Below are 13,243 nucleotides of genomic sequence, written 5' to 3' on the forward strand. Positions count from 1 at the left end.
TCCTCTGCGCTGAGCAGGATTCGAGGGTTGCTATCCCATGATCGGTTGGAGCCGATGGAGTATGGATGCGAAACGGTTGTTCATAATGCTAAACTTGGTGATATCCTTGGCAATGTCAAGTGCACAACTAACAGTGTGACCGAGTAACGGTGGTAATACCATAGTTTAATGGTATAAAGCGATGTTCCTTTTATGTTCACAAAACAGCATCCAGCTATGACCGATTCTCATGCCACAAATCACTCGGGGCAAGGTTTCTGCCGCGATTGCCTATCGCCGCAAAAATTTGCAACGACGCGACGTTGCAGTGCGTGCGGCAGTCCGCGGCTTGTGCGTCATGCAGAGCTTTACAAACTCACGCTCGCCCATGTTGATTGCGATGCTTTTTATGCTTCTGTGGAAAAGCGCGACAATCCAGATATTCGCGACAAACCAGTCATCATAGGAGGCGGTACGCGGGGCGTTGTTTCAACCGCTTGTTATATTGCACGCATTCATGGCGTGCGCTCCGCCATGCCGATGTTCAAAGCGCTGGAAGCTTGCCCTGACGCCGTGGTTGTTAAACCCAACATGGAAAAATACGCACGTGTAGGCCGTGAAGTTCGAAAATTGATGCATGAACTCACGCCGCTCGTCGAGCCCATCTCTATTGATGAGGCATTCCTTGATCTCGAAGGCACCGAACGCTTGCACCGTGCACCTGCAGCTTTGGTTCTTGCGCGCTTTGCCAAACGCGTGGAAGACGAAATTGGCATTACAATTTCGGTCGGACTTTCCTATTGTAAATACCTCGCCAAGGTCGCCTCTGATCTACAAAAACCACGTGGATTTTCTGTCATCGGAGAAGCCGAAGCAGTGGATTTTCTGCGCGATAAGCCTGTCAGCATGATTTGGGGCGTTGGAAAGTCGTTTAATGCGAAACTGGAAAGCGACGGCATTCGTACAATCGGCCAGTTGCAGACAATGGATGAAGGCTCGCTGATGAAGGCCTATGGCACGATGGGCCAGCGCCTTTTCAGACTCTCGCGCGGGCAAGACAGCCGTAAGGTCGAGCCAGAACATGACATGAAAAGCATTTCGGCAGAAACCACCTTCAACAAAGACCTCTCGCAGGCAAACGATCTCGTACCCGTCCTACGCGCTTTGTCGGAAAAGGTTTCACACCGCCTTAAGACAGCCGACATTGCGGGGCGCACTGTCATCCTCAAACTCAAGACACAAGATTTTAAACTACGCACCCGCAATCGCCAGCTCGCAGACCCCACGCAACTTGCGGATCGCATTTTTCGCACGGGCCTTCAGCTACTAGAAAAGGAAATCGATGGAACAAAGTTCAGACTACTGGGAATTGGTGTAGGGGAATTATCTGCTGACGATCGTGCCGATCCACCCGATCTGGTTGATACCGCGGCCACAAAACGCGCGGTAGCGGAAGGTGCAATTGACAACTTGCGCAACAAGTTTGGGCGCAATGCAGTGGAAACCGGCTATACTTTTTCCAAAGGCAATCTCGCACGACCACAAACCCCATCAGACCGCGACCCCGACGAATAATAGCGATTAAGCCATTTGATTAGAAAGCCTTGGAGAAAAAACGTACAATTGCCGGTAACGGCTTGACGAAGCGTGTCTGGATCAATATTGGAACTCATCAAGAGTGTACTGACTGATTTGACAGCGCTCTTCGGAAGGCCTCATGGCGGAGTGGTTACGCAGAGGACTGCAAATCCTTGCACCCCGGTTCGATTCCGGGTGAGGCCTCCAACATTTTTGTAAGATCATTATAAGCAATTGAAAACGCTTTGATATTTTTCAAGGTGTGGCAATCGGTTCTCAACGTGTTCCGCCACACCTAAGTCGGGTGTGGCAATCGGTTCACCTTCCAACCCTTCACGCAAAATAATTTTCTTCCGTGCATGCGGCGTATTGACTCTTTCTACTAGCATGAACAAAATAAGAACATCGATGGCGGTCGAGACTAACACAGATATACGATTGGCGTGTGTATCTGCTTTTTAACGGAGCAGTACAATGAATGCGTTTGCGCAAGAAAATGAATATGACAATGAAATTGAGCTGGTACTTGCATATCACAAGGGCGATGTGCGGGCAGCAATTGAAGCGCTTCTAAAAGACCGCGACTTCCTCGTCAAAGAGATCGAGTATGCCAGCCTTGCAATGTCGATGGGCTTTACTCGTGGCTGGAAACCAACCGTCATTAAATGAAAACCGTCCTTAAGAACCTGAGACACACCAATGTCGTCCGGTTCACCTGTGCGAAATGCAATCACCACTACGAGAAGACAGCGCCGTTAATGGCCGTGCGTTTTGGTGAATGGCAGACGCTGGAAGAACTGGAAAAACGAATCGTATGCAGCAAATGCGGCAATAGAACCGGAAACTTCATAAGCTATGGGAACCCGGAACGATGATTAAACTAGAATGGAAGCGCACCGTTATTGGCGGACAAACAGCCCCGGGGGATTTTATCGCCTATTGCGAACGAGGAACTTTTGCCCGACTTTTGAGAAATGAACATGGACCTAGTGCGGGCATGTGGGGGTGGTATCTGAGCGCTAGCCGAAACCCATTTTCCAAACTACCCTACGGCTTATGTGACAGTAAACAAGAGGCCATTGACACAATTGTCCTCATGTTTGAAACCTTGCAGGAACAAGGAAAGCTCGAGTTTCATCCCGAACCGCCTCAACGCCGATCTCTCGCAGATATAGCCTAAATCCGTAGTTGCCCTACCTTCTTGGAAAACAGGAGGATGCAATGAACAGACCAAGGCGCGAAGGCAAATATCCGGATCGTAATCTCGAATGTGAGGCAGAAATGGCGGCAAAGGTTGTCGATGCCTTAGACGAAGCCGAGGCCGCAGGGTGGGACCGATTGGAAGCAGCAAAGGTCATGCTTCAAGCGGCTCATGGCGTTTACATGGGTGAGAGCGGAACCGACCCGGACGAATAAGTTAATGCCCCTTCTTCTGTCCTGCTTCGATCCTCTGCAATATCTCTTTCACAACACGCATGTCGCCGCCAAGTTGCGCGAGCGTGTCCTGAATTTTACTGACAGTCTCAGACGTGTTTGACGTGGCCTGTTCGTTGGCTGCAACCCTGTAGGCAAGATTATCAGTGATACCAGTTAACTTACGCACATCGGCTTCGATACCTTTCATGCGCTCATCCTGCCGGGCTTCATTTGCCTTCACATCTGCGAGGCGCTCTTTGTGCAAAAGCTCATGATCGACGCGCCACGCTTGAAGCTCGTCAATATCTCGCTCTGTATTGGCCCATATGTAAATCCATCCACCGACAACCCCGGCAAGAGTTATCACCTGTAAAACGGTATTAAGATTTATGGTCCACTGAAATTTCGGGATTGTCATTACCAGCAGCCCCGCGATTTCCCGAATTGATTATGTCCTGCAATCCCCTGCCCCGCCTTTAGATCGTTACCGGCGAGATAGACGGCAGTGTCAGGCTTAAGGCTTATCTGCTTCCAGCCCGCGCAGTTCGTCGCATTGCTCGCGCACCCCGCCAAGGCGCTTGCACAGAGCAACAGCATCCATATTGATAACTTCCTCATCTATATCCGCCCTCTTTTGGATTGCCTTTGCGGTTGCTTCTGCTGCGGCCAATGCTGACCGCTGACGCTCTTTGATTGTTCCGGCCGCATATCCAGCAGCCAGACACAAAAATGCCGCCAGAACAGCGGCGGCGACGATCTTCAACCGGTTGGGGATTAGCGCCCAGATCATGATTTGATCTTTCGATATATGCCCCAGAGAGTAAGCCCGACAATTACAGCCGCAATTGCAACACGCACCCACTGACCGCTCGAAAGCTCATCCTGCTGATTTGAAATCGTGCTTACAATCTCTGGAATGACCGGCCCAACAGTTGCCGCCGCACCCGCTGCGCCCGTGCCGCCGATTGTTGCAACGTCTGTTTTGTTGGCCTTCGTCGTCGCTGTAACTGTGTTTGAAGAGACAAAGGCACCCTTGGCCCATAAGCCAGCTTCGGCAGCACGCCGGTTCACAAGCCCCTGCACCTTCTTGCCGCCGGCATTCACCCACTTGGCAAGCTCGCCCGGTACTGCATCGTAATCGCCTTTGTTCAGCTTTTTGAGCAACGTCGATTTGTGAAGCGCGCCGGTGTTGTAGTCGAAGGAGCTCAGTACAGCGAACTGATTGTCAGTAAGTGGAACCTTGACCAGACGTTCAACCCGCGCTTCAAACTTCGCTAGATCGTTCTGCAGAATGCGCGAAGCCTCGGCCTTCGTGATCGTCATTCCCGGTGTGACCGTTGGTGATCCAGCTGCGGACGTATGCCCGTAGCCAATCGTCCAGATACCAGCCACGTCTTTATAAGCGGTCAGCTTAAGCCCTTCCCATTGCTGGATGAGCGAAAGCCCCGCCGCGTTGATGCGTCGTGCCATTGTGTTTTCCTATTTTTGTGAGATGCTGCTATTGCGCTTTGATGCTACCCGCATCGTGCAAGGCGTAGCCCCAGATCGCCCGCCAGCATCTGGGGTTTACTTTTGAAAAGTGCGACAGTTACACCCACTTGTGACCACTACCTCACTGAAATATTGATGCCACGGTTAGGGGTTACGTGGGGGCGTGCATGAATATTTTAGAAAACATACAACCTGAGTTTTGGCTCTTGGGTTCAGCATTTTTTGCTTTTGCTTTAGCTAGCTATCTCATGTGGCGCTTGCCGAGGTGATTTCCTTTCGGCACAAAAAACCGCCTCAGTGGGCGGTCAGGCGAAAATTTTAAAAGAATTGAAGCTGTTAAATCAGCGGTTCTGAGGTAGGTGTGGCACGGCGGCACATTCTGGGCAGACCGTCGTTAGCTTTGGCACAAAAAGACAAAATCGCTAGCGCCGCGCCACAGATCGGATGACAACAGTTTTTATCTGAGGCGCCGACAAATCCGCTGGACGGGCAAGCCGACGCTGAATACAATCTCTCTATAATTTACCAGAGGATACTCATGTCCGATCTAAATGAAGCGATATTAGCACAGCGAAAATTACCGGTTCTCTCGTTCGATGACGTTTCATCGCTTCAATTAGAGGTTGGGCAATATATTTATCATTTCCCCAATGAGCCGCTTCCTCTCTATTTGTTCGCTCATATCAAGGACAAAAAGTTGCCTCTGACCATATTTGGTCAAGGGTACTTGGACCCGCCTGTTAGAAGCTGTTTTACCCCGATAACAAGCGGTGATTACTTATCCAATTGATCGCTTCACCCGTCAAAGTCTAATCTAAATCTCCATCGACATGTCATGGTGTCGCCGGACTGCACTGGTGTGACGGTTCCTGCGCCGACATTCCCGTATCGATCAAAATAAATTTTGTTATACCCGGGCGAATTCGATATGTATGACTTACGGTTAAGCTGATCCCATCCTTCAAGCATCTCCACTTCGGCAGAGTATCCGGTGCCTCCCCATATCCGGTAGCGATCAGCTTGCGTTATAACTTGTTCGAAACCAGCAGTCGAAACATCTTCTAGCACCCATTCAGGTGATCGTATTGCCGTATCTGTTACTTGCGTCACCCCGTCATTAGCTAAGCGCTTGACCGGTAACATTGCAAGATAACAAGCATCAACATCCAAATCCGCTGACCACGTCACGTGTGTGCTGATCTCCACCCAGGGATATTCAAACTTCCAGCGTTTCGAGACAATACCCACCGGCTTCAATGGATCGCTTCCGTATTCATATATTGTGGATTTAGAGACAACCTCTACCTGCTTAGCGGCAATTGTCGTGTCACCTCCGGGTGTCATGTTAGCCATCTTGCCATCCACGAGCATAAACGTGCTAAACTGTTTCTCATACCCATGAGCTAAACCGCCCATAAAATCAGGTTTCCCCGCCTGTTTTACGGCGAACTCAACCTCGGACTGTGCCTCAAGTACTTGTAATGCTGCGCCTATCGGAATGCTTAACGGCGACACTCTGGGTGCAATATAAACGCCAGAAAGCCGCCACACATCCGATTGTTTTGAAACACTTAAAAGGCGTTGCATACGATAGTTGATATACTGGTCGCTGTTGCTGTTAGATGACTTCATAGAAACGTATAATAGATCACCCTGACCGCCTGAACTGAGCCGCCGTACCAGTATCTGATCTTGGGGGTATTTGGGCACCTGCCTCCAATAGAGAACAGCAGCCTGTTCTGCCAATAATCCGATGAAAACTGGAGAAGATGAAGAATTCGCCAGCCCCAACAAAAGCACTTTATTGTCGTCAACGAACCCGTTCGGGCCATTAACTATAGTTGATACATAACTCCTGACACTGACAGGAATTTTACCATTAACAAGCGGCGCATCCAGATCGAGTACTAAACCGATATTCGTGGTTAAACTAAAAGTACCGCCACTGAACGCAGTAGCAGCTACGCCGTCAGAACCTTCCCATGCTCGACCATCGCCGATAGTGACGACTATTTGCGTACCGTCAAAGCTAACTTGACTGATATTAGCCTGCGCCTGCACGATGCCTTTTCGTTTTGCATCTATGCGAAGCGCGTTATAGTCATCAAAGCGCAGCCAGCGCCAACCGGCAGGCGACGTGGACCACGTATAGATGCCATTATTCTGGACCGTGCCACCGACAACCGGGTCCGTGTGTGTTCCGCTGTCAGCTTCGACATAACCACGTTGGCCGTTTCTTGTGCCTGCTACAGCTGAGAGCTGCGCCCATGTTGCCTTCGTAACGGTATCACCAGACACAGAAAGCTCATCAACTTGTCTGTCAATCTCGGATATAAATTGACGGATTTCGGCTTTCTTTGGATTATTGGCTCCACTCGACGGAACGCCATCATTGACGTAATCACGGAAAGCTTTGTCGCCGAGTTCCTTAATATTTCCCATCGATTGCTCCATAGCAAAGCGCCCCGCTTTAGCAGGGGGATTTTGGTCTAATTGTTTCAGTAAGTTAGCTATCCACTGCCGGTGTTGTTTCGACGGCACTTGGCCCATATGAACCGAGGCGTCCCTTTTCAGTGCGCAGCGCCATCTGGAATTCGTATTGCGTGGCTGCTGCAAGGTTCGGAATTGTGAGGCTTTGAGCTTCGTTTGCTAAGGGGCCGTAAACTGTCCATTCGGTGTCTGAGGTCTTTCTCCAACGCACCATATAGTTCAACAGAACACTTGAGCTTGGAGAGAAGGTCAATTCAGCGGAAGGGCCAGCCTTTATTGCAATGACTGGAGCGGCTGGGACAGGGATACCATCATCGACATCTGTCTCAGATGACACAGGTGCCTCGCCCTCTTGAGAGCTATCCCACTGATATGCGGTTGATGGCATGGACTGCACTTGAATGGTTGCGCCTTGCAGAATACCGCCTTCACCGATAATGAACTTGAAGTCTAGCACCTCGAAGACGCTATCGATCCCAAAAAGGGAATAATGAATGCGAATGAAGCGCTCTCCAAATGCTGCTAATCCCATCAGGTTAGTATTGAAGGTGCCAACCCAATTCGGATTTGCACGAAACCATTCAAGCTTCATCAAGCGACGCGCCTGACTGTGCGATGGAGCCATGTTGAATTGAACGTCTTTGGCCTCTTCACCGCGCTCTGATACAGCATCCTCATCCGCCCAAGGATCCGCATCCGTAGACTGATAATCTTGTGTAGGATCCAGAAACGTAGCGCGAATGGTGTTCGCAGTCGTCATAACATCTCGACCGCGACCCACATCAGAAAAGCCCGTAATTGCATCAGCTGTGAGGATGACTGTCGGCTCTGCCCATTCGCCTATGTCAAGCGTTAACCCACCGTCTGGAGTTGGAACCAAACGACCATCGCAGCAAGCCAGCATACGCCCCAGAACATCAGCAGGACGCTCATTGAGCTGGTATGATCCCCAGAGGCGATAACGCGGCTCAGTGCCACCAGCTGCGAGTTCAATGGCTTGTCCTGCGCGATTATACGCTGCGACCCAGCCGGCTTGAGCTAAAGGCGTTGTGAATAGGCTTTCCGGCAAGCGCATGCCGTCACTGTGCGTCATGAAATCCCGAATGATGGATGCTGCATTGTCATCCCATGCAACGACACCTGTGCTGGGGTTTTTCACCTTGGAGGCGCGAATAACCAGCCGATAATTAGTGTTCACGCCATTGGGGAAGTATGAAAGGTAATCATCGTCATTGACGGCATCCTGCATGGCATAAAGCGATGCAATGCCATCGCCACGATGATCAGACGTCCATTCTGTAAAGGTCGAAGTCAGGCTTTGATAATTTGTCTCAGTTGGCAGACCTAAACGCACCTGAATGCGCAAATCCCACCAATCTCCCCATGGCCCGGTTCGTACCCATCCATCCGCATCAACAACAACCTGATGGTCATCAATCCAGTATTCCTCGACAGCGTCAATCTCTCCTTGATTGACCGCCAGCACTTTATGGAAGATGCCTTGCTTGGCTTCCGCGAATATCCATGCACCAGAGGTTTTGACCCGACCATAGTGACGAACACGAACGGGCGTTGCTTGCCGCACCTGCTGTTGAACATCTTCAGGTTTTGGTTGGGATGGCCGAAAGAGGGAGGAGGCAAGATATGAAAAACCTAGCGATAGAGCCAACCCACCTAATGTCGTACCCGCAAACATAGTGATTGCCGCAAGACCTGTCTGCAAAGCAGCACCGATTACGCCAGTACCTGCAATCGCTGCAATCAATCCAGAAATCGCTACTGGCATTGAATTCTCCAAGCTTTCCAGATTGCATCGAGCGGTGCACCGATCAATCCGGTTTCATCATGAGAAAACCAGATCGTTTCGGCATGTATAGCCACACACAGTTTTTGATTATGGATAATCAGACCAACATCACCGCATACCGGCGATGCCGTCTTTTCAAACCCTTGCGAGCGCATGGCGCGGTTCACAAGTATGGGAAAGCAACCCCGCACAGACAGGATTGCCGAAGCTTCCGCTTCATCTCTGTATTGCCGACCCATCCACGCGAGAGGTGACAACCCGGTACGGTTTCGCACCCATCTGTCAGCAGTCGAGACACAATCGGTCTCGCCCCAGCGGAAGGGCTTTCGCGCTTCGGCAGCAACAAATTCATCAATGTGCATGAGATCAGTAGTCGGGATACTTAAAGGATTTAAAAAGCAGTGAACCGACAAACTGGCAGAACTTATCACCACCTGAACGGCGTTGCTGATCGCGGTCGGTGTATCGGCCAAAGGCCGGACGCGAGCGGTTGAAGAATGCATTTTCAGCAGTCATCGAAATTGACTGAATAGCGCCTTCAGATCCCTGCATTTCGGTCCGACTAATACGCGGCGGCTGCATGAAGCCCCACCAGATCGGAGCAGGCGTTCCCAAAGGTTGCCATTCCTCGTCAAATAGCTGGATCGACACGACCACTATGCGTTGATCGACCTCATCATTTGCGTTGAGCGCAGCGGCAAGGAAATTCAGCGTCGTATCCGGCAATCCGCTCAGTTGGAATGTCACATTCTGTGCAGCTGTCGTTGAAGACATTCCAAGCCCATCCACCAAACCAAAGCCATACATCGGCTCATATCGGTTCCCGCCTGTCTCAAGTGCGGTATTGCCGTTCCATACTCGCATGGTTTCAGAGGCAAAACGAAACTCAACAAGCAAATCCAGTCGCACTTGGCGCTTAGAAAATTCAATGAGTTCTGCGCTCGTAAAAAAAGCCATCACACGTCCTCAATGAAATTGACGGTGTGGAAAGACCATGGAGCGACTAAGTCTAGATCCATGTCCATTTCCGCATCGCTTGCGAGACGCATTCGGCAAATTGGATTATCGAATTCCATCTCAGTACCCGCAGAAACAGCTTCACGCGCAGGAGGCCTGAAAGTGATGGCTGCTGACTTGTCGCCCGTCATCTGTACGGTACGGATACGATACATGCGCTCACCGACTGAGAAATCCTGCCCCGGTTGCAATTGACCTGCCGTAACAAGGGCGACATTTGCTGTTGTGCCACGCAATGGAATGTTGCTGATCAAGCGAATATCGATGGCGCGAGAGCGATATAGGCCAGCGTCACTAAAGGGGCTGGTATCGGAATGCGGAACGCCCTTAAGCAGGCTGCTCCAATCCGGCTCGTATGGCTGATAAGCACCACAGCGCGGGAGAAGGATTGGATGCAACTTGCCTTCAAGCAGCATGGCTATCGCACGGTATGCCAGAACCGCTGATGAACCACGTTTGATGATGATATCTGCAAATGTTGCCTTCCATATACCAGCATCAGACGCGGAAACCTGAGATAAACCGGACACACTCGACGGCCCCGCCAATGTGCGCGAGGCAATATTGAATGATGCTCGTTTGGGCTTAAGCACAGAACGAGGCCAAATAGGTGTCACCATTACATGGCCTCACATGTTTCTTGTTTGAGCGTCGGCTATCATTGACGGTAGCGACTGCTGAACGGTTCGGGTGCTTTGCTGAACAGAAACCTGTACAATCGCACCGGATGCCGTCTGAATTCGCTGATCGGCGATTTTAGCCATTCGCCCACTGTCATCTTGCAACATGATGCGTATTGTTTCGTTTGAACCCTGCCCCCGCATACCTTTGATACCGGGCGCGGTCGGTGCATTTGATGTTGGCAACGGGCCGACATAACCACCGTTGGCATAGCCTTTCAGGCCACGGCGCATCGCATCCAAAGCGGCAGGCCCACCAGCTGCGCGAACCGCGTCTTGGTCAAAGACATATTCGCCTTTATGAACCACGCCAGCCGGTTCGTATTTTCCACCAGAGCCAGTATAGCCGCCTTTGTCGAAACCAAGCAGCTTGCCAATACCGCCGAATATCCCCGACCCACCGCCGCCGAAGATGCCAGCCAGTGGACCTTTGCCAAGCAAGGTTGCCTGCATGACGGCCTCAATGAGCGTATTCAGGAATTTATCAAGCGCCGAATTGCCGGTTTCAATGGCCGGGATCATCGACTGAAAAGCATCCATCATGGAGCCTTTCAAGAAGTCCGACAATTCACGCGCATGCTCTTGGCTTTCTGCGAGCTTATTAGCTTCAACCGTGGCATTGGCATAACCTTCTGCCAAACCCTCAATCTGCTCTTTCAAAGCTGGGGTAATTTCAATCCCAGCTTTCTTGGCAGCATTCAACAGTTCTTGCGTGGCGCGGGCCTTAGTGATTGCGTAATCGTAATCATCAATCAGTGGGTTAATCTGGGCTTGAGCTGCCGTTTCTGCCTGTAGGGATGCTGTGCGCTCTTTGATCTGCTCGATTTCGCGCTGTAGTTCATCAGGTCGAGACCTACCTCCACCTTTGCGCCCCTTGCCGCCACCAGACGATCCGCCTGCTCCACCATTTGACGAACCGCCGCCGCCTGAACTTCTTGTCGGCGCAACTAGGTCGTTATCTTTACTATTGGCAGTCCTTTCCCTCGCTCTGGCATTTGCAGACTGTCGCCAATTCTCGCCAAGCTTCCCAAGGTGATCTTGAGCGGCTTTTGTCAAAGCCTTGCCATATGCATCGCCAGCAGCCTTACCAGCTCCCGCGAATGAGTTATCAAGCCTACCAAGATTTACTGTCATATCTTCTGGCAGTATCGGTGCGACGCCGACAAACCGGTCTAGGGCATTCAACGCAGATGCAACGCGGTTGATGCCATTTAAAACTGTTTGAAGCCCGCTTTCTATGCCTGCAATCATCGAGTTCATGGCATTAATGACGGCTTCGGCAACAGCACCGGGCAGCTTAGTAAATGTCGTTACGGTGGTATCGTAGAGAAGGCCAACAGCACCGATAATGTTATTTGCTGCACCCTTGGTTGTTTCCCAAACATCTTCCCAGCTAACCTCATTGCCGCCTAATGCATCGGATATCAGGTTTAGCGCCCCTAGAAGATCATCGCGAACAAGTGACGCAACATCCATTGCGCCCTGACTGATGGTTTCCCATGCTACCGAGGCGTAATCCTGAAGATTAGCCATATCGCCTGCAATCGGCTGGATCTGGTCACCGAACGCCGAGAGAGCGAACGTAGCCGAGCTAATCGCGGTAATCAGAAGCAAGAACGGGTTAGTTGCAACCATCGTCGCGCCTGCCAGCGCCACTCGTGCCATCGCCGGAACATACTGCCCCAGAAGAACTGTCGCCGCTGCCGCTGCTGCTAATGCAACATGCTCGAAGTTATCACCGACAAAAACCAGTCCTTGCGCGATAGTAGCAGAAACGCCAGACGCCTGATCCATTGTCCCGACGAACTTCAATAAGCCGTTGGCGACCTTCTGAAACCCGTCAGATATAGTTGCAGGCATGCTCTCGGCTTCGGCTGTCAGTTCCTGCAAGCGCGTGGTCAAAGCCTTGTAGATCACGTCACCGGTGATCTTGCCTTCCTTGCCTGCTTCGCGAAGCTGATTGACACCAATGCCGAGCTGGGCGGCAAGCCACTTCGGCAACACGTCCACCAACTTCAATCACCGTATTCAGGTTGTCGCCTTGAAGCTTACCCGCCGCCATCGACTTGCCGAGAGCGTCAATCACACGAGCTGCGCGATCAGACTTAGCGCCTGACACCACGAGCGCGTTATTCAATGCTTCGGTGTAATCAAGCTGCTGATTGGTATTGTAACCAAGCTCTTTGAGAGCGCCCGCATTTGTGAGAAAGCTTTCAGCCGTGTTTTGCATACCGGAATAGGTGCGCTGCGCCATGTCATAGATACGCTCCATTACCTGAGGAGCTTTATCCATATCCCGACAGCAAGGCCTACACGAGGAGGACAAATCAGTCCAAGTGTCAGCCATACGCTGGATTTCACTTACACCAATGCCAAGGCCACCGATCGCAGCACCAGCACGAAGCATATTCTGAAATGAACGACTGATGTTGTCGTTCATCGTGGAAAAGCGCTTCTCGATCTGGCGAGCGCGTTGATTAGCAACGCCATTTGCCCGGTTGAGCGCCTTTCAAAAGAGGCCGTGCGGGCCTCCATAGCCACGACAAGGCGTTCAACGTCAGTCGCCATCAGAAGCCCTCAATTCCAGTTCTGCAAGTTGATCGTCGCTCATACCGGGAGCGGCTTTTTCTTCGGTCGCATTGGCGGCTTTGAAGCCTTCAACCGCACAGCGAAATTCCCAAAGCGTCATCTTGCCGATGTCGCGATGGATTATTCCGGCCCATTGGTAGAAGCGGTTGAATTTCCACTTTCCGCGCGGGAGCGGGTTCGGGTCTTCTTCGCCCCC

The 13,243-nt window shown here is 51.3% G+C and carries 13 protein-coding genes, 1 tRNA gene and 1 pseudogene; 4 read left to right on the plus strand and 11 right to left on the minus strand.

Features of this window, described 5'->3' with window-relative positions:
- The first annotated feature begins 216 nt into the window (after nt 1-216).
- From RI570_RS17730 to RI570_RS17745, 4 genes are all read left to right on the plus strand, one after another.
- Nucleotides 217-1,554: a DNA polymerase IV gene (locus tag RI570_RS17730; RefSeq protein WP_313829991.1), complete on the plus strand. Its 1,338-nt coding sequence runs from the start codon at nt 217-219 to the stop codon at nt 1,552-1,554.
- A gap of 136 nt (nt 1,555-1,690) precedes the next feature.
- Nucleotides 1,691-1,764: transfer RNA gene (locus RI570_RS17735), tRNA-Cys, on the plus strand.
- Between the two features lie 267 nt (nt 1,765-2,031).
- The gene (locus RI570_RS17740; RefSeq protein ID WP_313829992.1) at nt 2,032-2,226 is read left to right on the plus strand and encodes a hypothetical protein; all 195 of its coding nucleotides are present in this window, start codon (nt 2,032-2,034) and stop codon (nt 2,224-2,226) included.
- A 552-nt stretch (nt 2,227-2,778) separates the two neighbouring features.
- A complete protein-coding gene (locus tag RI570_RS17745) occupies nt 2,779-2,973 on the plus strand; it encodes a hypothetical protein (RefSeq protein ID WP_313829993.1) in 195 nt (64 codons plus the stop codon).
- 1 nt (nt 2,974) lies between these two features.
- On the opposite strand, the gene RI570_RS17750 is transcribed toward RI570_RS17745, so the two are convergent.
- The 11 genes and pseudogenes from RI570_RS17750 to RI570_RS17800 all read right to left on the minus strand — a co-directional run.
- On the minus strand, nt 2,975-3,391 hold the full coding sequence (locus tag RI570_RS17750; protein ID WP_313829994.1) for a hypothetical protein: 417 nt from the start codon (nt 3,389-3,391) through the stop codon (nt 2,975-2,977).
- A gap of 96 nt (nt 3,392-3,487) precedes the next feature.
- A complete protein-coding gene (locus RI570_RS17755; RefSeq protein ID WP_313830089.1) occupies nt 3,488-3,763 on the minus strand; it encodes a hypothetical protein in 276 nt (91 codons plus the stop codon).
- Nucleotides 3,760-4,443 carry a lysozyme gene (locus tag RI570_RS17760; protein ID WP_313829995.1) on the minus strand — a complete coding sequence of 228 codons (684 nt, stop codon included), beginning with the start codon at nt 4,441-4,443 and terminating at the stop codon, nt 3,760-3,762. The genes RI570_RS17755 and RI570_RS17760 overlap by 4 nt, the downstream gene beginning before the upstream one ends.
- Nucleotides 4,444-5,259: 816 nt before the next feature.
- Nucleotides 5,260-6,906 (minus strand): hypothetical protein, encoded by a 1,647-nt coding sequence (locus RI570_RS17765; protein WP_313829996.1) that lies wholly within the window; start codon nt 6,904-6,906, stop codon nt 5,260-5,262.
- A 148-nt stretch (nt 6,907-7,054) separates the two neighbouring features.
- Nucleotides 7,055-7,714 (minus strand): annotated as a pseudogene (locus tag RI570_RS21710) (fibronectin type III domain-containing protein); the annotation flags it as partial.
- Nucleotides 7,715-8,730: 1,016 nt separating this feature from the next.
- Nucleotides 8,731-9,123, minus strand: coding sequence for a DUF6950 family protein (locus tag RI570_RS17775; RefSeq protein ID WP_313826417.1), 393 nt, complete (start codon nt 9,121-9,123; stop codon nt 8,731-8,733).
- 4 nt (nt 9,124-9,127) lie between these two features.
- Nucleotides 9,128-9,718 carry a hypothetical protein gene (locus RI570_RS17780; RefSeq protein ID WP_313826416.1) on the minus strand — a complete coding sequence of 197 codons (591 nt, stop codon included), beginning with the start codon at nt 9,716-9,718 and terminating at the stop codon, nt 9,128-9,130.
- Entirely contained in the window at nt 9,718-10,398 is a 681-nt protein-coding gene (locus RI570_RS17785) for a hypothetical protein (RefSeq protein WP_313826415.1), read from the minus strand. Before RI570_RS17785 ends, RI570_RS17780 begins: the two co-directional genes overlap by 1 nt.
- 9 nt (nt 10,399-10,407) lie before the next feature.
- A complete protein-coding gene (locus RI570_RS17790; RefSeq protein WP_313829998.1) occupies nt 10,408-12,459 on the minus strand; it encodes a tape measure protein in 2,052 nt (683 codons plus the stop codon).
- Complete coding sequence (locus tag RI570_RS17795) at nt 12,377-12,898, minus strand: tape measure protein (protein WP_313829999.1); 522 nt, start codon at nt 12,896-12,898, stop codon at nt 12,377-12,379. Before RI570_RS17795 ends, RI570_RS17790 begins: the two co-directional genes overlap by 83 nt.
- Before the next feature lie 117 nt (nt 12,899-13,015).
- A partial coding sequence (locus tag RI570_RS17800) for a hypothetical protein (RefSeq protein ID WP_313830000.1) occupies nt 13,016-13,243 on the minus strand: 228 nt, incomplete at its 5' end.

This window comes from Brucella pseudogrignonensis, from assembly GCF_032190615.1.
In the GTDB taxonomy this organism is placed as follows: domain Bacteria; phylum Pseudomonadota; class Alphaproteobacteria; order Rhizobiales; family Rhizobiaceae; genus Brucella; species Brucella pseudogrignonensis_B.